The organism is uncultured Lamprocystis sp. (genome assembly GCF_903933125.1).
Taxonomy (GTDB): domain Bacteria; phylum Pseudomonadota; class Gammaproteobacteria; order Chromatiales; family Chromatiaceae; genus Thiodictyon.
The window spans coordinates 1-21,787 of the sequence record NZ_CAIZIZ010000117.1 but is presented as its reverse complement, the minus strand read 5'-3'; the positions used below and the strand labels follow the sequence as shown (position 1 = coordinate 21,787).

The 21,787-nt window shown below is 63.9% G+C and carries 17 protein-coding genes and 2 pseudogenes; 6 read left to right on the top strand and 13 right to left on the bottom strand.

The window, feature by feature from the left end; all coding sequences use genetic code 11:
* The 3 genes and pseudogenes from QZY03_RS05320 to QZY03_RS05310 all read right to left on the bottom strand — a co-directional run.
* Window positions 1–466: pseudogene (locus tag QZY03_RS05320) on the bottom strand (hypothetical protein); the annotation flags it as partial.
* The gene (locus tag QZY03_RS05315) at window positions 463–891 is read right to left on the bottom strand and encodes a hypothetical protein (RefSeq protein WP_295578789.1); all 429 of its coding nucleotides are present in this window, start codon (window positions 889–891) and stop codon (window positions 463–465) included. The pseudogene QZY03_RS05320 and the gene QZY03_RS05315, both read right to left, overlap by 4 nt.
* Window positions 892–1,210: 319 nt before the next feature.
* Window positions 1,211–1,732 (bottom strand): hypothetical protein, encoded by a 522-nt coding sequence (locus QZY03_RS05310; RefSeq protein WP_295578787.1) that lies wholly within the window; start codon window positions 1,730–1,732, stop codon window positions 1,211–1,213.
* A 240-nt stretch (window positions 1,733–1,972) separates the two neighbouring features.
* Between QZY03_RS05310 and QZY03_RS05305 the strand changes: the two genes are divergently transcribed.
* Window positions 1,973–2,176 (top strand): cold-shock protein, encoded by a 204-nt coding sequence (locus tag QZY03_RS05305; protein WP_020506104.1) that lies wholly within the window; start codon window positions 1,973–1,975, stop codon window positions 2,174–2,176.
* Window positions 2,177–2,303: 127 nt separating this feature from the next.
* Window positions 2,304–3,899 (top strand): ABC-F family ATPase, encoded by a 1,596-nt coding sequence (locus QZY03_RS05300; RefSeq protein ID WP_295578783.1) that lies wholly within the window; start codon window positions 2,304–2,306, stop codon window positions 3,897–3,899.
* A 122-nt stretch (window positions 3,900–4,021) separates the two neighbouring features.
* On the opposite strand, the gene QZY03_RS05295 is transcribed toward QZY03_RS05300, so the two are convergent.
* The 8 genes from QZY03_RS05295 to QZY03_RS05260 all read right to left on the bottom strand — a co-directional run bounded on the left by QZY03_RS05295 (window position 4,022) and on the right by QZY03_RS05260 (window position 16,219).
* Window positions 4,022–4,483 (bottom strand): coiled-coil domain-containing protein, encoded by a 462-nt coding sequence (locus QZY03_RS05295; protein WP_295578781.1) that lies wholly within the window; start codon window positions 4,481–4,483, stop codon window positions 4,022–4,024.
* A 60-nt stretch (window positions 4,484–4,543) separates the two neighbouring features.
* Window positions 4,544–7,843 carry an efflux RND transporter permease subunit gene (locus QZY03_RS05290; protein ID WP_295578779.1) on the bottom strand — a complete coding sequence of 1,100 codons (3,300 nt, stop codon included), beginning with the start codon at window positions 7,841–7,843 and terminating at the stop codon, window positions 4,544–4,546.
* Window positions 7,844–7,957: 114 nt separating this feature from the next.
* The gene (locus QZY03_RS05285) at window positions 7,958–9,139 is read right to left on the bottom strand and encodes an efflux RND transporter periplasmic adaptor subunit (protein WP_295578776.1); all 1,182 of its coding nucleotides are present in this window, start codon (window positions 9,137–9,139) and stop codon (window positions 7,958–7,960) included.
* Complete coding sequence (locus tag QZY03_RS05280) at window positions 9,136–9,819, bottom strand: TetR family transcriptional regulator (protein WP_295578774.1); 684 nt, start codon at window positions 9,817–9,819, stop codon at window positions 9,136–9,138. Before QZY03_RS05280 ends, QZY03_RS05285 begins: the two co-directional genes overlap by 4 nt.
* Window positions 9,820–10,152: 333 nt before the next feature.
* Window positions 10,153–11,076, bottom strand: coding sequence for a TauD/TfdA family dioxygenase (locus tag QZY03_RS05275; RefSeq protein ID WP_295578772.1), 924 nt, complete (start codon window positions 11,074–11,076; stop codon window positions 10,153–10,155).
* Between the two features lie 205 nt (window positions 11,077–11,281).
* Complete coding sequence (locus QZY03_RS05270) at window positions 11,282–12,880, bottom strand: B12-binding domain-containing radical SAM protein (RefSeq protein WP_295578770.1); 1,599 nt, start codon at window positions 12,878–12,880, stop codon at window positions 11,282–11,284.
* Between the two features lie 69 nt (window positions 12,881–12,949).
* The gene (gene oadA / locus QZY03_RS05265) at window positions 12,950–14,773 is read right to left on the bottom strand and encodes a sodium-extruding oxaloacetate decarboxylase subunit alpha (protein ID WP_295578768.1); all 1,824 of its coding nucleotides are present in this window, start codon (window positions 14,771–14,773) and stop codon (window positions 12,950–12,952) included.
* A gap of 27 nt (window positions 14,774–14,800) precedes the next feature.
* Window positions 14,801–16,219, bottom strand: a complete 1,419-nt coding sequence (locus tag QZY03_RS05260) for an acetyl-CoA carboxylase biotin carboxylase subunit (protein WP_295578766.1) — start codon at window positions 16,217–16,219, stop codon at window positions 14,801–14,803.
* 290 nt (window positions 16,220–16,509) lie between these two features.
* Here QZY03_RS05260 and QZY03_RS05255 point away from each other — a divergent pair, with 290 nt between their 5' ends.
* Window positions 16,510–16,986: a universal stress protein gene (locus QZY03_RS05255; RefSeq protein WP_295578763.1), complete on the top strand. Its 477-nt coding sequence runs from the start codon at window positions 16,510–16,512 to the stop codon at window positions 16,984–16,986.
* Window positions 16,987–17,092: 106 nt separating this feature from the next.
* Here the strand turns inward: QZY03_RS05255 and QZY03_RS05250 are convergent, their stop codons facing one another.
* The gene (locus tag QZY03_RS05250) at window positions 17,093–18,541 is read right to left on the bottom strand and encodes a patatin-like phospholipase family protein (RefSeq protein WP_295578760.1); all 1,449 of its coding nucleotides are present in this window, start codon (window positions 18,539–18,541) and stop codon (window positions 17,093–17,095) included.
* Between the two features lie 508 nt (window positions 18,542–19,049).
* Here QZY03_RS05250 and QZY03_RS05245 point away from each other — a divergent pair.
* Window positions 19,050–19,370, top strand: a complete 321-nt coding sequence (locus QZY03_RS05245) for a hypothetical protein (protein WP_295578757.1) — start codon at window positions 19,050–19,052, stop codon at window positions 19,368–19,370.
* Window positions 19,371–19,675: 305 nt separating this feature from the next.
* Here the strand turns inward: QZY03_RS05245 and QZY03_RS05240 are convergent, their stop codons facing one another.
* Window positions 19,676–20,347, bottom strand: a complete 672-nt coding sequence (locus QZY03_RS05240) for a cysteine hydrolase family protein (protein WP_295578754.1) — start codon at window positions 20,345–20,347, stop codon at window positions 19,676–19,678.
* Window positions 20,348–20,627: 280 nt separating this feature from the next.
* On the opposite strand from QZY03_RS05240, the gene QZY03_RS05235 reads away from it, so the two are divergent.
* Entirely contained in the window at window positions 20,628–20,900 is a 273-nt protein-coding gene (locus QZY03_RS05235; RefSeq protein ID WP_295578751.1) for a WGR domain-containing protein, read from the top strand.
* Window positions 20,901–21,074: 174 nt separating this feature from the next.
* Window positions 21,075–21,787 (top strand): annotated as a pseudogene (locus QZY03_RS05230) (IS3 family transposase); the annotation flags it as partial.

Below are 21,787 nucleotides of genomic sequence, written 5' to 3'. Positions count from 1 at the left end.
CCGGCGATTTTGTAGGGTGGATAAGGTGCGCCGCACGATGTTCGGGATTCAGCACATCGATTGTGCGCGCCGCATCCACCATGGGCCGCAGGAGACCCTCAAATTTGGAACTGCTGGCCCCGGCCGGGGCGGGTTCGATCAAGAGCGCCAGCAGCGCCTCGGCATCGCGGGGGGTGGCCGCCAGCACCTCGCGCAGCAGGCCGGTGGGGGTCAGAAAGTCCTCCAGGTCACTGAAGCCGTCGTCGCACTCCACCAGTCCGAGCGCCCGCAGCGGGGCGCGCCTGGTCATGGCGTTGTGCACCGTTGCCTGGTCCAGGCCCAGCAGGGTCGCCAGGCGCCCCAGGTTCATGCGGGCAGCGAGGCGGCCACTGGTGCGCCCGGTGGCGCGCAACAGGGTGCGCAGCGGTTCGCTCAGCTCACGCTGCTCCAGGTAATCGAGCATCCAGAGGGTGCGGTGATCGCTCATGCGCAGGTCTCCGCGTAGGGCATGAACCGGCGCTGGTCAAAGTGGAAGCTGACGAAGTCGCCGCGGCCGGGACCGGTCTCCCAGATCATGCCCAGCACGAGATCGCGACGCTCCCGATAATAGGTCGACCCGGCATCCGTCTCCGCATCGAATACCGGCGTCTCCAGCACCTCCAGCACCACCACCGGCTGGCCATAGCGCGGGAGGCGGTGGTTGCGCATGCCGGCTTTCCAGACGACCAGATCGCCGGGGGCGAAGCGATGCGGCTGGATGAACGACCGGTAGCGCTCCCGCAGGACCACACCGAGGTCGCCGTTCAGTCCGTCCAGCGGCTCGTCCGCGAGCAGATCCAGCGGGGCCTCTTCGCTCAGACCGATCAGGTCAAGCAGTTGGCGCGACGACAGGTCTTGGTTCTTCTGGGCCATGGCGGATTCCTCTGCGTTCGTTCAGGTTGGCTTTGCGGCGGTTGGCGGGACCTATTCAACCACCGTGGTGCGTCAGGGTCTGTCGTACCGGTGATGCACAAACAACCTGTAGGGGCGACTTCAGTCACCCCTAAGACCCCTACGGATCTGGCAGGCATACGCAGTTGGGATGTTAATTTTGAGAATCGCCTTACGTGATTCCCAGGGAAGGATCTACCGAGGAGGAGGGGCGACTACAGTCGCCCCTACAGTCGCAGCCTCGGGCCGGATCGAAATCCACCCACCACCGAGGACGTCGTTCCCGCGGGACACGCCGGGCTCAGTGCAAGGCACCCGGCCGCGCGTCAGAGTCCTTTACCGGCAGCAGGTCGACGAACCGGCCTTGCACCTCGGTGGAATGCTGATACTCGGGTTCGCCGAAGGTGCGGCGTTTCTTTGAGGCACCCTTGGGCTTGACCGGCACCTGGGCCAGCCACAGGCCGTGACGGGTCTCCAGTGAGAAGGACACCACATCGATACGGTAGGGCGAGGCGCCGATGGAGCCGTAGCGCTCCAGGATTTCCTTGTACCGGTGCACCTTGTCGCGCGGCAGACCCCAGGCATCCATGATGACAAAGATGAAGTCGGCCTGATGGATCGCGGCCAACTGGCGGATCAGGAAGGCCGAGTCGTCCTTGGTCTGCTCGGACGCCGCGTTCATCATTACCTGGTGCGTCTCGCCGGTGGTCAGGTTGCCGACGAAGGCGACCGGCACGAGTTGCTCGCCGTCTTCAAGGATGTTGCGCGCCACCCCGACCAGCGGGTCGATGATGTTCCGGTAGGCAGTTGGAATCGTGCTCATGCAGGACAGCCGTTGAGGGCGGCTTGGCCGCCGGAAAGCGCCAGTTTAGGCGATTTCAGTCAAAATTTGTCTGAAGAAAAGCCTTGCGGGATCACTCAGGCATCGGTATGATTAACGAGTGCAGTGTTTTCCTGTAGTGTTTCGGCAGTACCTCCTCTCCGTAGTGCGTGGCAGTCTTCCGTAATATCCCGACAGTTGTCTGCATATACACACGTTCAGTTCAATCAAGAGGTTTCCGAAATGGCAACAGGTACAGTCAAGTGGTTCAGTGACGAGAAAGGCTTCGGCTTTATCGCTCCTTCCGACGGCAGCAAGGACGTCTTCGTCCATCACAGCGCCGTCCAGGGCGGTGGCTTCAAGTCGCTGGCCGAGGGACAAACCGTCTCGTACAACGTTGAGCAAGGCCAGAAAGGCCCGAGCGCGACCAACGTCGTACCCCAGTAAACCTGGGTACCAGGTGCCTGGCACCTGGTGATAGAAAGCCCCGCCCATCGGCGGGGCTTTTTTATTTGTGGTCCGTCGAACGACGGCGCCCCGTCCTTCTCGCCCTTCGCTTTTTCGGAACCCAGTTTTGATTTCCACAGCCAACATCACCATGCAGTTCGGCGGTAAGCCGTTGTTCGAAAATGTCTCCGTTAAGTTTGGCGGAGGCAATCGCTACGGCCTGATCGGCGCCAACGGCAGTGGAAAGTCCACCCTGATGAAGATTCTGGGCGGCGATCTGGAGCCCAGCACGGGCAATGTGTCGGTGGAGCCCGGCAAGCGCCTCGGCAAGCTGCGTCAGGACCAGTTCGCCTTCGAGAACCACCGGGTGCTGGATACCGTCATCATGGGCCATAACGAACTGTGGCAGATCAAGCAGGAACGCGACCGCATCTACGCGCTGCCGGAGATGAGCGAGGAAGACGGCATGGAGGTAGCGCACCTGGAAGTGCACTTCGCCGAACTGGACGGCTATACCGCCGAGGCCCGCGCCGGCGATTTGCTGCTCGGGTTGGATATCCCGCTGGAACAGCACGAGGGTCCCATGAGCGCCGTGGCGCCGGGCTGGAAACTGCGCGTGCTGCTGGCCCAGGCGCTGTTCGCCGACCCGGACATCCTGCTGCTGGACGAGCCCACCAACAACCTCGACATCAACACCATCCGGTGGCTGGAAGAGGTGCTGAACGCGCGTAACAGCACCATGATCATCATCTCCCATGATCGGCACTTTCTGAACAGTGTCTGCACGCACATGGCTGATCTGGACTACGGTGAGTTGCGCGTCTACCCCGGCAGCTATGACGAATACATGACCGCGGCCAGTCAGGTGCGCACCCGCCAGTACGCCGACAACGCCAAGAAGAAGGCCCAGATCGCCGAGTTGCAGACCTTCGTCAGCCGCTTCTCCGCCAACGCGTCCAAGGCCAGGCAGGCGACTTCCCGGCAGCGCCAGATCGAGAAGATCAAACTGGAAGACATCAAGCCCTCCAGCCGGGTCAACCCCTACATCCGCTTTGGCCAGGACAAGAAGCTCTATCGCCTGGCGCTGGAAGTGAAGTCGCTGACCAAGGGCTACGACGGCGCACCCTTGTTTCGCGGCCTGGACCTGACCGTCGCGGTCGGCGAGCGGGTCGCCATCATCGGCCCCAACGGCATCGGCAAAACCACCCTGCTGCGCAGTCTGGTCGGAGAACTGACGCCCGACCGCGGCACCGTGAAGTGGTCGGAGAACAGCCAGCTTGGCTATTTCGCCCAGGATCACGCGGCCGATTTCGTCGCGGACACCACCCTCTATGACTGGATGGATCAGTGGAAACAGCCGGGTGACGACGAGCAGGTCATCCGCGCCACCCTGGGTCGGCTGCTGTTCTCTCAGGACGAGATCAAGAAACCGGTGAAGGTGATTTCCGGTGGTGAGCAGGGCCGCATGCTGTTCGGCAAGCTGATGCTGCAGAAACCCAACATCTTGCTGATGGACGAACCGACCAACCACTTGGACATGGAATCCATCGAGTCGCTCAACACCGCGCTGGAAAACTACCCCGGCACTTTGATCTTCGTCAGTCACGACCGGGAGTTCGTCTCTTCGCTGGCGACCCGCATCATCGAGCTGACGCCTCAGGGGGTCGTCAACTTCAGCGGCAACTACGAAGACTATCTGGAAAACGCGCGCGCGGCGGCTTGAGGCGCCCGTGCGTCATGGGCTAAGGTGATTTCCGACAATTTGGATACCGGTCAGTGTAGGTGCGACTTCAGTCGCACCTGCGTTCTGGTCGGTGCGACAGTGAGGCGATGCCTGGTGATCGTTTACAGCAGCTTGACCAGCGCCGCCATCGCACCGACCTGAGCGAACATCAGTGGGATGAGCCACATCAGCAGGGTATTGCGGCTGCGCTCGATCGCGGTCTTAACCTCGCCGCGTAATTGCTCGATGTCGGCCTTGACCTCGCCGCGCAACTGTTCGATCTGGGTCTTAACCTCGCCGCGCAACTGTTCGATCTGGGTCTTAACCTCGCCGCGCAACTGCTCGATGTCGGTCTTGACCTCGCTGCGCAACTGTTCTATCCGCAGGCTGAGATCAGCGCGCACCTGCTCGATCTCTTTCTGGAGCCGCAGTTCGGTTTCGCGCAACTGTTGATTGGTGACCAGGTCCGGCAAATGCGGGTAACGCTCTTCCAGACGCTCGAAGGCCGCGGCGATCACCCGCGCCCGGGTTCGCTCGTCCGGCGCGCTGGCCAGGGCTTCATACAGCTCGACGACAGAACCCATGGGATTGGTCCCTCCAGGGGATGAGTAGGGCGATTGCCGCTAGTGTAGCTGATTCAAGACTCACGCCTTGGACTCCAGGGCGGCGGCAGGGACAGGGTGTTCCACGGTGTCGGCCGCGCCCGTCACCTGCGGCACCCTGAACCAGGCCGCGTAGAGCGCCGGCAGGAACCCCAGCGTCAGCACGGTCGCGGCCAGGATGCCGCCCATCATCGCGACCGCCATGGGTCCGAAGAAGGCGCTATGGACCAGCGGAATCATGGCGAGCACGGCGGCGGCGGCGGTCAGAACGATGGGGCGGAAACGCCGGGTCGTGGCGCCGATGATGGCGTCACGCGGCGTTGCCCCGGCGGCACGGTCCTGCTCGATCTGGTCCACCAGGATGATGGAGTTGCGCATGATGATGCCGGAGAGCGCAATGGTGCCGAGCATGGCGACGAAACCGAACGGCAGACCAAAGACCAGCAACCCGGCGGTGACGCCGATCAGCCCCAGTGGCGCGGTCAGCAGGACCATCAGGGTGCGCGAGAAGCTTTGCAACTGGATCATCAGCAGAGTCAGCACGGTTACCAGCAGCAGCGGCACGCCGGCGGCGATCGAGCGCTGACCGCGCGCCGATTCTTCGACCGCCCCGCCGATCTCAATATGGTAGCCGAGCGGCAATCGGCTGCGCAGCGCGGCGAGTTGCCGGTCGATCCGGTTGGCTACATCCGGCCCCTGGGCGTCACCCAGCACGTCGGCGCGCACGGTGACGGTCGGCAGGCGGGCGCGGCGCCAGATGATGCCGTCCTCCTGTTCGTAGCGCAGTTCGGCGATCTGGGTGATCGACACCGCCTTGCCGTTGCGCGCGGGCAGGGCCAGGTCCTGAAGCGACGCCAGTTGCGCGCGCTCGGCGGGTTGGCCGCGCAGAATCACTTCGATCTGTTTGTCGCCCTCGCGGACATAGGTGACCGTGAGTCCGGACATGGTGCTTTGCAGGAAGGCCGCCAGGTCCTGAGTGGAAAACCCCAGCACCCGCGCCTTGTTCTGGTCGACCTTCAGGCGGATCACCTTGGTCGGCTCGTCTGAATCGAACTGGGCGTTGATGATCTGCGGATCGGCGCGCACCAGGGCCATCACCTCGCGCGCCAGCGCCCGCACCCGCGGCAGGTCGTCGCCGGAGACGCGGAACTGGACCGGGAAACCGACCGGCGGTCCGTTCTCCAGGCGTGTCACCCGACCGCGCAGGCCGGGGAAGTCCTCTTCGAACAACTGGATCAGCCGTGTGCGCAGCCGCTCGCGCGCGTCATTGTCCGTCGCGACCAGCACGAACTGAGCAAAATTAGCGCTTTGCAGTTGCTGATCGAGCGGGAGGTAGAAGCGCGGGCTGCCCACGCCGACATAGGCGACATAACTCTCCAAGCCTGGCTCACCGTCGAGGATCTGCTCCATCCGCCGCGTCTCGCCCAGGGTGGCGGCGAATGAACTGCCTTCGGGCAGGCGCAGATCGACGATCAGTTCGGGCCGCGACGAGGAGGGGAAGAACTGCTGCGGGACCAAGCGGAAGGCGGCCAGTGCGCCGATGAACACCGCCAGCGTCGCGCCGATGACGATCCAGCGGTACGTGACGCTCCAGCCCACCAGGGTCCGAAAGCGGCGATAGAAGGGCGTGTCATAGACCTGATCTGGATTGCTATGCGTGCCGCCGTGCGGCGCCGGCTCGGGACGCCCGCGCAGCCGCGCGGTCAGCCGCGCCGCGAGTGAGGCCCGCCGCGGCTGACCGAAGTCGGGCAGCAGCTTGAACCCGAGATACGGAATCACGATGACCGCCACGACCCAGGACGCAATGAGCGCGATCGCGGAAACCTGGAACAGCGAGCGGGTGTATTCACCGGTTGAACTTTTGGCCATCGCGATCGGCAGAAAGCCGGCCACGGTTACCAGCGTGCCCGAGAGCATCGGGAAAGCGGTGCTGGTATAGGCGAAGCTCGCGGCACTGAAGCGGTCGAACCCCTGCTCCAGCTTGATCGCCATCATCTCGACAGCGATGATCGCGTCATCGACCAGCAGTCCGAGCGAGAGAATCAGGGCGCCGAGCGAGATCTTGTGCAGACCGATGCCGAACAGCCACATGCACAGGAAGGTCGTGGCCAGCACCAGCGGGATCGCGATGGCGACCACCAGTCCGGTGCGCAGACCCAGACTCACCAGAGACACCGCGAGCACGATGGCCACCGCCTCTGCCAATGACCGCATGAACTCCTGCACTGAGCGCTCCACGGCACGCGGCATACTGGCGACCTGTCCGATCTCCATGCCGACCGGCAGTTCCTGCTCCAGCGCGGCGAGTTGCTTAGCGAGTGCATGCCCCAGCGCGATCACGTCGCCGCCCGCCACCATGGTCACGCCGATCCCTAAGGCTTCGCGCCCGTGCCAGCGCATTTTTTCCTGGGGTGGGTCCACATAGCCGCGTGACACTGCTGCGATATCGCCCAGCCGGAACAGGCGGTCGTTGACTCGCAGGGCGATGTCGCGCACGGCATCGAGTGAGTCGAAGGCGCCGCTCGGGCGCAGATAGATCCGGTCGGTCGGGGTCTCGAAGGCGCCGGCCGCGGCCACCGCATTCTGTGCCGCGAGCGTCTGAACGATCTGCTCGGGGGTGATGCCCAGCAGCGCCAGCCGGGCATTCGACAGCTCGATATAGATCTTCTCGTCCTGCTCCCCGATGAAATCGATCTTGGCGACACCCGGCACGCGCAGCAGTTCGGCACGAATGCGGTCGCCGAAGTCCTTGAGATCGCGATAGGTGTAGCCTTCGCCGCTGATCGCGTAAAGATTGGTATAGGTATCGCCGAACTCGTCGTTGAAGAACGGCCCCTGAATGCCGGGCGGTAGGGTCTGACGAATGTCGGCGACCTTTTTCCGGACCTGGTACTGAAGATCGGGAATCGCCGCGGGCGGCAGTGAATCCTTGAGTGAGACGAAGACCAATGACTCGCCCGGCCGGGAATAGCTCTGCACGAACTGGAGCGGCAGTTCCTGCAATTGCTCCTCGATGCGATCGGTGACCTGTTGCTCGACCTCGCGGGCCGAGGCGCCGGGCCAATTCGTCTTGACAACCATCACCTTGAAGGTAAACGGCGGGTCTTCGGATTGCCCGAGCTGGGTATAGGCGAAGCTGCCGGCCAGGGCCAGCATGATCATGAGATACAGGACGAGTGAGCGATGGCGCAGCGCCCATTCGGACAGGTTGAGGTTCAGGCGCGGGGTGGCTTGGGGTGTCATGGCTGCCATGTTGGAAAGAACATTGCCCGAGAAGGTCGCAAAACGACCCGTGGGAGCGGCCTCTGGCCGCGATGGGGCCTCGCGGGGTCGTCGCGGCATTCGCGTTCACCGCGGCGGCGCGTCGCGGCCGGAGGCCGCTCCCACGGTGAACTGGCATCGTCCGTGGCGAAGGCCCGTGCTGCCACGGCATCCAATACCTGCCGACAGACCCCCTCAGTTCACCCGCGCTGTTGCCGCGGCCGCGGGAACTGTCGGCTCAGGCGGGACGGGCCGTCCGGCACCGACATAGGGCCGGACCTGCTGGCCTTCGTGGAGCTTATTGGCGCCCGTGGCGACCACCCATTCACCAGCGGTGAGTCCGGCGGCGATCACCACGCCGTCTTCGCGGTATTGCGTGATCGCGACCGGGCGCAGCGACACCGTACCGATCGCGGGGTCGTAGACCCAGAGCGCGGGCCGACCATCGCTCGCCTGATGGAGTGCCGTCGAGGGCAGCAGACTGGCCGTCCCGGAGCCGGCGTCCGCCAGCACCACTTTAGCGGTCATCCCCCATTGCATGGCCGGCGTCGGGTCGATGACCGAGACGCGTACGGCGAAGGTCCGGGTCACCGGATCGACCGCCGGTGAGACCTCGCGGACCTGGCCGCGATAGCGGGTGTCGGGATCGGCCGCCAGCATCACCGCGATCTGCTGCGCCTGCTGGACCTCGGCGATCCGTGCCTCGGGGACGGCGATCTCGACCTCGCGTTCGCGCTCGCGGGCGTACCGCATCACCAGTTGGCCGGCGGCGACCACCTGGCCCGCCTCGGCGGCGACCGCCGTGATCACGCCGTCTTCCGGTGCGAGGAGCTGGGCATAGGCCGCCTGATTGCGGGTGACGGCGAGGTTCGCCTGGGTCTGTTCGAGCTTGGCCTGGGTCGCCTTCATCGCATTGCGTTTGGCGTCGAGGGCGGAGGCGCTGATGAACTTCTGTTTGAGGAGGTTCTCGTGCCGGTTGAGTTCGGCTTGGGCGAACTCATGGTCCACCCGTGCCGCGGCGACCTGCGCCTCGGCGGACTCGGTCTGCAGCGCCAAATCAGCCGGATCGAGCCGCGCCAGCACCTGGCCTTTGCGCACCCGTGCGCCGGCATCCACACCGCGGCTGACGATCTTGCCGCCGATGCGGAAGGCCAAATCCGACTCATAGCGGGGCTTGACCTCGCCGGCGAAGACGGCGGTCTGGGCGCCGCTGCCTGGTACCACCTGGGTGAGCAGCACCGGACGGATCGCGGCCGCAACCGGCTCGTGCCTGGTGCAGCCGGTGAGGGTGGTCACTATCAGGATCAGCAGGACGATCCCAAGCGCAACGCCGTCAGACCGTGGGAATGTCAACACGAAGCGCGATGGTTGATTCATGGCGATGCCCCGGCGGTTGACGCGGTGCCGATCATTCCCGACCAGAGTGCCCGTAATGCGTCTTCGAGTTCGACCGGGTAGCTCCAGGCGAAGACCGGCGGCAATTCGGGATCGGTGCAGTCCGCCGCGCAACCGGCCGCGGCCGACATCTGCCAGAGCCCGAGGATCAGCGCATAACTGCGGCGCAGCAGAACCACCCCGCGACCCAGGGTGGGTGTCGACGCCGACAGGGGGAAGTGACGCTCGACCCCGGCGCCCGCCCGTTCGAGTCGGGCCGCCATGCGTTGCTTGAACGCCAGCGCGGCGGCGGGCGGGACGCTGTGGGTCATCAGCCCGAAGCAGCGCGCCGCCAGCGGCAGGAACAGGGGCGGCTCGACCAAATGGGCGCGCGTCAAGGCGAACACCGCGTCGAAATCGACGTGCGGCGCCGCCTCCACCAGTGCAATCAAGTCCAGGAAAAAACGGTCGATCCGGCGCTCGTGAACCGCGAGCAGGAGTTCTTCCTTGCTCGGGAAATAGAGGTAAACGGTTCCCTTGGCGAGGCCGGCGTGAACGGCGACCTCGGCGACGCTGGCGACCCGTTCGGGCGCGTTGCGCAGAACACCCTCGGCGGCGTCGAGGATGGCATCGCGGCGCTCCTGTTTATCTTCGGCCTGAATGGCTCGCTGACGAACGGCCATGGCGATTGCTGCTCCCGGTGCGACCAATAACTGACTCAGGGTCATTTGTTCGATACAATAGATGACCGCCGGTCAGTTGTCAACGAGCAGGGATCGAAACGCCGCCCACGCGGTTCGCTGGAGTCCAAGGCAAAGGCACCGTGGGAGCGGCCTCCGGCCGCGATGGGACCATGCGGAATCCCACATAGCCATCGGACGTAATAACCGGACATAGGGGAGGGTTTCAAGCCCGCCCCTACATCAAGGGTCGGTCTGGATATCAGGTGCGAAGGCTATACCATGCGGCACCGCATCGCGGCCGGAGGCCGCTCTCACGGGGGCACCGGCTGGCTTTCACGTCCCCGCAATGCGGTCGTAATAGCGCGCCCTAAAGATGAGCCGCGGCACCGGCCCGTCGGTGAAACCGGTACGTGTGTGGAGCACGTTGTTGCAGATCAGGCCCCAGCCGGGCTCCAGGCGGCCTTCCAGGTGCCAGGGACCGGGTGTGTGCAGGACCGTCTTGAGACAATCCACGGCCGCGGCGCTGAGCGGGTCGTCACGCCACCGGATGTTGCGGGCGCGGTTGGTATAACGCATGTGCAGTCGGCCGTCGGGGCGCACCGAGAACACGGGGCCGGATTGCTCGGCGCGCGTGACCGTCCCGGCGGTCGGGGCCTCGCCCTCATTGGCGGGGATCGTCATGCACTCCGGGTGCATCAGGGCGCGGATGAACTCGGGGTCGCGGTCCCGGACCAGGCAGTAGACGATCTCATGGTCGAGCAGCGCGTTGGCGCCGCCCGCGGCGGCCGGGTGGACACAGTGCAGCAGCAGCCCGTGGATCTGCCGCTCGGGGGTGTTGTAGTAGCCGTCGGTATGCCAGGCGATGGGCCGGTCGGTATAGGGGATGTACCCGCGATGCCGGGCGTCGGTTTGGACCTTGAGCGAGGTGACCGCGTCCTCGTCCGCCCCTGGATTGTGATCCAGCCGGTGCAGACCGAAGCGGGCGCCGAGTTCCACCGGGATCGACTTGCCCGGATCATCGCCGGTCCGGCCGACATAGATCGCCATATTGGCCCGTCGGCAGCGGTCCAGGATGGCGTCGAACTGGATCTCCGTCAGTCGGCGCGGGTCCTCGACTTCCACCACCAGATCCGAAAGGCGGGTGGGGGCCGCGGCAAGCCGGGCGTCGCGCCAGCGTGCATAGCCGTCAGCGTTGTCAAGGTCGAAGGGGGAGGGCGTCGCGGTCGCCGCGGCCGGTGCCAACATGGTTTGCAGCATCAACAACTCCTGCGTTTGTTTTAGGCGATTGCCGGATTTGGCTGAAATCGTCTTCGCCCGTGATCGGCACTGACGTGTCGCCGGTGTTCATCATGACCGGCCGTTGCGATCGGCTCACCTGAGGGAGTTATCGTAAACCCATCCGCGCCGGTACGCCGACTCAATGCTTGTGGCTGATTGCCGCAGTCGTTCGCTCCACTGCACTTCAGATCATCACCAGGTCGCTGTTGCTGGGGTCGCCCACCGTGCTTATCTGGCGGGTGATTTCCCGCTCGACGACCTGCGCGAAGACACCGAGATGGACGTAAAGCGCAAGCGCCTTCAGGACGGGTTTGATCGAACGTGGATTGGCGAAGACGCAACGAAACAGGGTCACCCAGAAATAGCGCCGAGCACCCGGCAGGTGGCCGGGAACATGCCACAGCAACCGGGCGAATTGGCGCAGGTCCTTACCGAGAGTGGCGAGATGAAGGCTGCCTGAAGGCCCATCAAGCTTCAGCGCGCGCGCCATGCGCTCGACGCGACCGAAATACCGGTCCGGTCGATAGACCGCTGCGATCACGCGCCGATAGTCGCTTAAGACTTCCTTGCGCGGCCGGCGAGTAACGAAGTTCAAGCCGCTCGTACACTGATCCGCCGAGCCTTCGCTCGGGGCATCGACATCGTGGCCGCGGAACAACCGACCCTCCTGTTGCAGACGCCGCGTCAACTGCGTATTGGGCAGCGCATACAGGAGTCCAACCATGCAAACTGGAATCGCCGCCTCCTCGATCAGGCGGATCATGGGCTCGGAAATGTCGCCGTGTTCGTCGTCGAAGCCGACAATGAATCCGGCCAACACGAATAGCCCCGCCTGGTAAATCCGCGCAATGCTGTCGGCGATGGGGCCGCGCGTATTCTGTTTCTTACCGGTTGCCATCAGGGTCGCGGTATCCGGTGTTTCGATACCGATGAAGACCGCGAAAAACGCAGCCGCTTTCATCATCCCCAGCAGTTCGGTATCGTCGGCTAAGTTCAACGATGCCTCAGTCGAAAATTCAAATGGAAAGCCCTTGCGTTCCTGCCATTCCCGCAGGGCCGGCAGGACGTTTTTCACCGCCTTCTTATTGCCGATCAGGTTGTCGTCGACAAAATCCACATGGCCGCGGTAGCCAAGTTGGTACAAGCGTTCCAGTTCGGCCAGCATCTGTGCAGTCGTCTTGGCACGCGGTTTGCGGCCGTACAGTTCGATGATGTCACAAAATTCGCAGGTGAACGGACAACCACGGGAGAACTGCACCCCGATCTGCACGTAGTGGTTGAAGTTCAGTAAATCGAACCGCGGGATCGGGCTGCGGGTGACATCGACCTGAAACTTCGGAGACTCGAACAGGCCATTGGGGTGTCCGGCCAAGTAAGCCAGGACGAAATCATCGATCACACCCTCGGCCTCGCCCAGTACCCTGAAGTCGGCGCTCGCATAGCGATCGGGACTCGATGTCACATCAGGTCCACCAACGACCACGGGTTTGGCCTGACCGTGAGCCAATTCAACAATAGCTAAGGTATCGGCCTGTTGCGGAAGCATGCCGCCGGTCAGAATCACATCGGCCCAAGCGACATCCGCGGCGGACAGATCGTCGATGTTGCGATCCACCAGGCGCAGGTCCCACGACGCGGGAAGCAATGCGGCAACGGTGATGAGCCCCAGGGGTGGGGCCGGATGCTTGGCGCCGATCACCTCGCAGGTCTCGCGATAATTCCAAAATGAGCTGCCGGAAAACCGTGGGTAAACCAAGAGCGCCTTACGACATTGATCAAGCAAGTGAGTTTTCCTTCTGGTAATGGTCTGCATCGCGTGTCGCGACATGGCTTTGACCCGAACCGCAGCAACTCAAGGCGGCGCAATCTCCAGCAGCACCTCATCCGGATTCACCGCGTCCCCCTTGATGACATAGACGGCGGAGACGGTGCCGGCAATGGGGGCCTGGATTTCGGTCTCCATCTTCATGGCCTCGGTGACCAGGACCGACTGCCCGGCCTCGACGGTATCGCCTTCCTTGACCAGCACATCGACGATGTTGCCCGGCATCGAAGTGGTCACATGGCCGGGGGCGCTGGGCTTGGGACGCTTGCCGACGATCGCTTTCTTGACGGCACCCTCGGTGCCGCCGGTGAGGACGATCTCGTCCAGCGTTTCGACCAGAACCTCTTCGGGGACGCCGTCGATGTTCAGGTAGAAGTGCCGATCGGCCTGGCCCTTGTGACCCGCACCCGTGACCTTGACGTGGTAGGTCTCGCCATGGACCGCGATCTTGAACTCGGTGGGCGCGCTGCCGGCCACTTTGGTGCTCGGCGGCGGCTCCAGGGGTTCCGGTTGCAGTGTTCCGGCGGCCCGCTGTTCCAGGAAGGCGCGGCCGATCTCCGGGAACATGGCATAGATCAGCACATCATCCGCGGATTGAGCGAGGAGTCCGATGTCCTGCGTCAAGCGCTCCATCTCGGGCTTGAGCAGGTCGGCCGGGCGACATTCCACCAGTTCCTCGTTGCCGATGGCCTGCTGTTGCAGGGTCGGGTTCACCGGCCCTGGGGCGCGGCCATAACGGCCCTGAAGATAGAGCTTCACCTCGTTGGTGATAGTCTGGTAGCGTTTGTCGGTCAGGACATTGATGACCGCCTGGGTGCCGACGATCTGCGACGTGGGCGTGACCAGGGGTGGATAGCCCAGGTCTTTGCGCACCTTGGGGATCTCGTCCAGCACCGCGGACATGCGTTCCAGCGCATTCTGTTCCTTCAATTGGTGGGCCAGGTTGGAGATCATGCCGCCGGGGACCTGATTGATCTGGACCCGCGTATCGACCCCGGTGAATTCGCTTTCGAACTGGTGATAGCGTTTGCGAATCTGGTAGAAATAGATCCCGATGTCCTGAATCGCTTGCAGGTTCAGTCCGGTGTCGTATGGGGTCCCGCGCAGCGCCGCGACCATGCTCTCGGTGGGCGGATGGGAGGTGCCGCCGGCCAGGGAGGAGATGGCGGTGTCGATGGTGTCGCACCCGTTCTCGATCGCCTTCAGGTGACACATATCCGCCAGGCCCGAGGTGGCATGTGAGTGCAGATGCAGCGGCAAATCCACCGCGTCCTTCAGCGCCCGCACCAGGTCGGCCGTGACGAAGGGCGTCAACAGCCCCGCCATGTCCTTGAGCGCGAGCGAGTCGCAGCCCATCGCCGCCAACTCCTTGCCCATTTGCACGAACCCGGCCACGGTATGGACGGGGCTCTGGGTGTAACAGATGGTGCCCTGCGCATGCTTGCCGGCTGCTTTGGTGGCCTCGATCGCGGTCTGGAGGTTGCGCACGTCATTCAGGGCATCGAAGATGCGAAACACATCCATGCCGTGCTCAGCGGAGCGTTTGACGAAGGCGCGCACCACGTCATCGGAGTAATGGCGGTAACCCAGCAGATTCTGACCGCGCAGCAGCATCTGCAGCCGGGTGCGGGGCAGGGCCTCGCGCAGTTGGCGCAGACGCTCCCAAGGGTCTTCTTTCAGGAAGCGCACGCAGGCGTCGAAGGTGGCGCCGCCCCAGCATTCCAATGACCAATAGCCGATGGCGTCGAGCTTCGGGCAGATCGGCAGCAGATCCTCGGTACGCATCCGCGTGGCGAGCAGCGACTGATGGGCGTCGCGCAGACAGACGTCGGTGATGTTGATCTTTGGCATGATGAGAACCTGAATCGGATAAAGCAGTTACAGCCCAGCGTGAGCCGCGATGGCCGCCGCCAGCGCCGCGGCCACATGGTCTTTACGGCGCTTTTCTGAATACTCCAGGAGTTCCGGATGGGCCTCCAGATAGCCGGTATTGAAGTGCCCGGAGCGGAATTCAGGATCGCGCAGGATCTCCTGGTAAAAGGGGATCGTGGTCTTGATGCCGAAGAGTCCTAGGTCGCGCAGGGTGCGGGACCCACGATTGAGCACATCCTCCCAGGACAGCGCCCAGACGATCACCTTGGCGAGCATGGAATCGTAATGCGGCGGGATCGTGTAGCCGGTATAGATACAGGTATCGGTGCGCACCCCAGGGCCGCCCGGTGCGTAATAGCGCGAGATGCGCCCGAAGCTGGGAAGAAAGTTGTTCTTGGGGTCTTCCGCATTGATGCGGAACTGCATGGCAAAGCCGCGCCGGCCGATTTCGTGCTGCTTGAAGCGCAGCGGCAGTCCGGCGGCGATGCGAATCTGTTCCTCGACCAGATCCACACCGGTAATGGTCTCGGTGATGGTGTGTTCCACCTGGATGCGAGTATTCATTTCCATGAAATAGAAACGCCCGTTGGTGTCCTGGAGGAACTCGACCGTCCCGGCATTGGTATAGTTCACCGAGCGGGCCGCCAGCACCGCGAGTCCGCCGATGTACTGGCGCTCGGCCTCGTCGATCTGGGGGGAGGGCGCGATCTCGATCAGCTTCTGATTCCGCCGCTGGATGGAACAGTCGCGTTCGAACAGATGGACCACGTTGCCATGGTGGTCGCCCAGCACCTGAACCTCGATATGGCGCGGGTTGACGATGCACTTTTCGAGGAAGACCTCTGCCCGTCCGAACGCCTTGGTCGCTTCGGAAATCACCCGCTCGAAGTTGTTGCGCAGCGCCTTGGCATCATCGCAGCGGCGGATGCCTCGGCCGCCGCCGCCGGAGGTCGCCTTGAGCATTACCGGATAACCGATCTGCTCGGCTACCCGCAGCGCCTCGTCCAAATCCGCCAGGTTACCGGCGCTGCCCGGCGTCACCGGCACCCCGGCCTGCTGCATGGCCAGCCGCGCCTGGGTCTTGTCCCCCATGCGTTCGATCACCGCGGCCGTCGGCCCGATGAAGGTCAGTCCGCGTCGGGTGCAGGCCAGCGCCAGTTCCGGATTCTCGGAGAGGAAGCCGTAGCCGGGGTGGATGGCGTCGCAGCCCGTGGTGAGCGCCAGGTTCACGATATTGTGAACATTAAGATAACCGGCCAGCGGGTCGGCGCCCAGGCTGTAGGCCTCATCGGCTTTCTTGACATGGAGCGAATGACGGTCCGCCTCCGCAAAGACGGCGGCCGATCGGATACCCATCTCCGCGCAGGCACGGATCACGCGCACCGCAATCTCGCCGCGGTTGGCGATCAGGATCTTTCGCAGCATCTTGTGAGGCCTCTGAGGCGTACTTATGGGCTGGGAGCCGGGCTCGTGGAAACGGACGCAACGCACCGCGCCGTTTATGTTGCTTTGCAGCAATATACCGGACTGGGGCGAATCCGCAAGCCTTGGGAGCCGCAACGGTGACCTGGGCCTGCCGACCTATACTTTGATGGTCATGCTCATCACTCCGGCCGCACCCTACAATAGAGGTGTCTGGGGCTGATGTGGTTCGTTCCTCACCGCACCCTACCATTCAGAAACAGTGGATCTCACAACGGCGAACGAGGCATGCGATGGCAACCGAGACTTATTCCCGTCTGTTGGCGGCAGTGGACTTCGAACCGAACAGTGAGCCGGTGCTCGACCGCGCCCAGCGGTTGCGCACCTTGTTCGGGGCGCGCCTGACCCTGCTGCATGTGCTGGAGCATGTTCCGCCGGCACCGGATTACATGCCGCTCGGCTTCGGCGGCGACCTGCCGACCCCGGATGACCTGGGGCTGGAGCAGGAACTCGTGGACATCGCCTGTCGGCAGCTCGACGTCCTGGGCGAACGCCTGGGCGTCGCGCAGGTCGACCGACTGGTGCGCGTCGGCCCCACCAGTCACACCATCGACGCCGTCGCCGACGAGATCGCCGCGGACCTGGTGATCATCGGCAGCCACGGCCGCCACGGGTTCCTGGGGCTGTTCGGCTCGACCGCCAAGGCGGTGTTGCGCAGCGTCAAATGCGATGTGCTGTGCGTGAAATTAGGGGAGGCGGCGCCCGGCTGAGTGGACTGGCGGACGGAACTTGCGCCGCAAGCGAGCGATGCGTTGCAGGCGCGTGCCGCCGGTTTGCGCGGCCGCGCGATCCACCGGTCTCACTCGCGGGTCAAGATCACTGCCCGCTCGCGCGCGCGGTCGCCGGGGCTGGCCTGGCGATCGATGACGGCACGACGCTGGCGCCGACGTCCTTCAGCAACCGCTTGAATTCAGGTGAGTCCATGAGGATGGTCCCCGCTGCCGCGCGCAGGCGGTCGACGGCCTCGGCGGGCAGCACGAAGGACGTCGGCTGCTGATTCAGATAAGCCAGTTCAGCCTTGTCCTTCAGCATGGGGAAGGACACGTCGATGGCGTAGATCTCAGCGTCCGGTGTGCGCAGCGCGGCGGCGACCGCGGGGTCTTTGTTGGCGGCAAAGGCGGCCGATCTGCGGATTCGGCGCAGGTTCTGCCAGCGCGCCGCAGTGTCGCGCAGGAGTTCCACCGCCTCGTAGGAGAAGGCGTCGATCGGCGTGCCGGCGGCTTTGAGCAGCACGTCGACGGTGCCGGGCGGGTTTTCGGACTGGTCCCAGTTGGTCGGAGGCGACGACAGCGAATTGACGATGATCACGATGATCCGGCGCGCGCCGTCGATCGGCGATGGCTGACCGGCGTCGTGCAGCGCCTCGAGGATTTCCAGCGAATCGAGCGCGGCACGCATGCCAACATTGTCCGATACGCCGCCGTCAACCAGATGCAGGAAGGGCCGACGGACGCTGTCGCTGAAGCTTTGCTCGGCCTTGAGCGAGCGGATCGCGCGCGCGGCTGGCCGCGGCGGATTGTCGGAGTCGAGGAAGGGCTTCACCCAAGCGGGCGTGATCGTGTTGCAGGTACCGCCATAGTTGTTGATGGTGACCGGCGAGAGCACTACGGGCACCGCCGATGAGGCTGCCGCGGCGCGGGAGAGGGGAACCGCATTCAGATCAGAGCAGACGATATCGAAGACGCGCTGGTTGAAGACGAACCGGGAGCCGGTCGAAATGTCGGTGGCCGACGCGATGATCAGCGGTCCCTTGCCGCGGTCGAGATCGCCGAAGGTGGCGCCGTTGAACAGGATTTCGTCGTAGAGCTCGGCGGCCAACTCGGATCGACCCCAGCCGGTCGACGCCAACCTGCTCCAATTAGTTGGATTGAAGGTGCGCGCGACGATCTCGCCCTGCACATCGCGCTTCAGGAAGCGTTGCTCATAGTCGTCGAACAACTTGTCGCCGTAGAGACCATAGGCGAGCGCCGTGAAGCTCCCGCCCGACACGCCGGTGATGACGTCCACCGCGTCGAGCAGGCGGACCCTGTTGCCTTGCGGTCCGACCACTTCGGTGCGCCGCAGGAACTCCAGTACACCGTACGAGAAGGCGGCGGCGCGCGTGCCCCCGCCCGAAAAAGCGAGAACGACCAGATTCTCCTTGTTCCGGTCGCGCTCCATGCGCGTATTCAAGCGGTAGCCGCTGTTCGGGTCGGTCTGGGTGATCGGCGGATTGATCGGGCGGGTGGCGCAACCGCCGAACACCAGCAGCGTTGCCAGTATCAAGAATGCTCGAATGTGTAAACCCGACATGATGACTCCCGACCAGACCGCGACCGGCGACTGGTGCATTGTAACGGTGTACCGGCGGCACCGGGACACGCATCGCGTGCCTGGTCGAGGGCCGCCTGATGTTGCTGAAGCTGCTGCGCGGCGGTGGTTACATCCTGCCGCCGGGGTTGCCGGCGTGTGCTAACCACGGGACCGGGACCCCCGCGACAATCAATTGCCCGGATCTGGGGAACGCGCCGCGGACGAACCATCCGCTAAGAATACACCAGTCAACCTGCATTCTTCGTGTGACCGGGTCTCTGTGAATAAGATACTGTAGTACATACTATGATGGTACATAGTATCTTATTGCTGATAACGCACCGATTTTGATCTTAAGCACACATGCGATAATCCCCCATTATCCCGTCCAGCCGGGAAAAACGCCCCGTCCGGCGGGAGTTTCTGTACACCCTCCGCCGGCCGGGTTACCCCGCGGACCGTCCGCCACGGGGGCAGCTCGGTGCGTCAGGCGCCGGACCGCGCCAACCGCGCGGCGGACGACCGCCTCACCGGGGCGCATTATCAGAACCTGCACCAAAGGGGATTTGCCGACATGAGCCAGCGCGTCTATCGTGAGACCTCCCTGATCAGCGATTTGGCCGCCCGCCCAAGTCGCGACTTGATCGTCGCCCCGCAACGCGCCCAAGGGGTGGCGGACTGCCTGCAAACCGCCTTCCCCCTCGACCACAAACCATGTCCGGAGCGTAAAAATGATCGACGGCCTGCTGATTTGGATTGGTGCGCCAACGCGGGGGACATCCCCCCTCCTGGCGCCGGCTGATGCGGAAACACGACGCGCGCCTTAGTATCGTCAACCGCCGGATGGACGCGTGCTTTCATTCGCACGCCTTTCGCTTGCGGCCGATTCCGGCTGGGGAAGCGGTGGGTGGAGCACAACCTGACCGGCGATCCGTTCATGATGGGGTCAACTCACGAAACGGTCGGGTCGACAGGTGGCGTTACCGGCGCTCAGCCGCCTAAGAACTGACGCAGCAGCGCTGGCGCGCCGCGCCGCACGTCGGCAGGAGTAAAAACGCGCCGCAGCCGATCAGCAGGGTTCGCGCCGGGTTCATCGTGGTCGTCCCCTCAGAGCCCCATGATCGCTCGCAGTTCAACGCTGGTGAGCACCTGACAATAGATCATGTTGATGATCTCCAACTCGCGCCGGTGCAGCGCATCGGTGCCGGCGGCGCAGCAATCCTCGATCACAATGACGTTGAAGCTCTCGTCGGCGAGGCTGCGGACCGTGGAGGAGACGCATTGATCGGTAAAGATCCCGGTCAGGATGACGTTGCGGATGCCCAGATTGGCGAGGATCAGGCGCAGATTGGTCCCGGTCAGGGCGCTGTCGGTGGTCTTGGTCACCACGATCTCACCGGGGTGTGGTGCCAGCTCGGGGACCAGTTGACTCGCCGCGCTGTCCTTGGGCAAGAGCAGGGCGTTCCAGCCGGGTTTCTTCTGGCTGAGCGAGCGATCACGCCCGTCCTCGAGCAGGCAGGCGATGCGCGCGTGGATGACGTCCATCCCCTTGGCGCGAAAAGCGTTCTGCAGGGCGCGGGTGGTCGGGATGACGATCTCGCGCATCCGCTGGTGGAAGGGCAACCAGCGCGCCGCCTCGTGCGGATCAGCCGGGGTCTCCAGGTAGAGGTTCTGCACGTCGATGCACAGCAGCGCCGTCTCGGCGGGATTCAACACCAGGTCCGCGGGCTCCGGTGCCTGCGCGTAGTAAAAGGAGCGGTAGGCGGTCTTCCAACTCATCAGGGTCCTCCAGGTGAAGAGACAGGCAGGCGGGTCGCGCGGTCGAGCCGAGCACGGGCCGACCGCTTGGGTCGATGATCCACGCGAGCGTCGCCGCCGTCGAGCTCCCGATCGACTGCGTACCGACCGCCTCGCCGGCACCGTTGCGCGCGCGACCTCGACGCGTCCGGCCTCGGTGTGCCCCAGATCCATGCCGGCAGCCAGCACGACAGCAGGTCCGAGGAATCGACCTGGACCGTTGGTTTAGCGCAGAGGGTTGCGCGCTTGGGGGTGGGACTCCATGCTTCGCAACATCAGTTCGAGTGATGAGGGCAGGGCGATGCGGCGCTGGGTCCATCCCGAGAAGGCGCGGTACTACCAGGCCGACCTGGTCGAGGATCTGCTCGGCGGCTGGTCGGTGGTCACCGCCTGGGGCGGGCTTGGCTCACGGCGCGGCCGGATGCGGACGGCCTGGGTGGCGACGCGGGAGGAGGGGATGGTGCGGCTGGCGGCGATCGAGAAGCGACGGCGGCAGCGGGGCTATCGAAGCATCGAAACCCAATACCTGGTTTGAGTACGCAACAACATTTCGCGAAGCGCCGCAACCCCGAGCGCGCGGACACTTCCAAAGTCGATTTCTTGTGTTTTGATTGCGGCGTGAGCAACTTCGACGACCTCACTGTTATAGTGGACCCTGAAAACCGGACAGCAATTTAAGCTCGCGTCGAACCAAAAGGGGCATATCAGAATGGGCGAAGCGAAGCGCAAGACATACACGGCATCCTTCAAGGCCAAAGTCGGTCTGGAAGCGATCCGCGGGGTCAAGACGACAAACGAGATCGGACAAGAGCATGGGGTCCATCCGGTCCAGGTGGGGCAGTGGAAGAAGGAGATCCTGGAGCAGGCCGGGACACTGTTTGAAACCAAGCGTGGACGCCAGAAAGTGGACGATCAGGCTGGGCCGGAGCGTCTCTACAGCGAGATCGGGCGGTTGAAGATGGAACTGGACTGGTTGAAAAAAAAGTCCGGCCTGAGCCTGTGAGCACCCGGCGCGCGTGGATCGCGCGTGACGCGGCGCTGGCGCTCACCCGGCAATGTGCCTTGGCGGGGGTGGCACGTTCCTGGGTCTATGGGGCATCGGCCGACGACACCGTGGACGCGTTGGACCTGCGCCTGCTGAGCCTGATCGACGAAGAGTACACGCAGCATCCATTTTATGGCAGCCGGCGCATGGTGATCTTTCTTCAGAAGCAAGGCCACACGGTGAACCGCAAGCATGTGCAGCGGCTGATGCGCGTCTTGGGTCTAGCCGGCATGGCGCCCGGACCGGCGACCAGCACGCCCCACCCGGAGCATAAGATCTACCCGTACCTGCTGCGCGGGGTGGCGGTCACGCGCCCCAACCAAGTCTGGAGCACCGACATCACCTACATCCGTCTGGCGCATGGATTCGCCTATCTG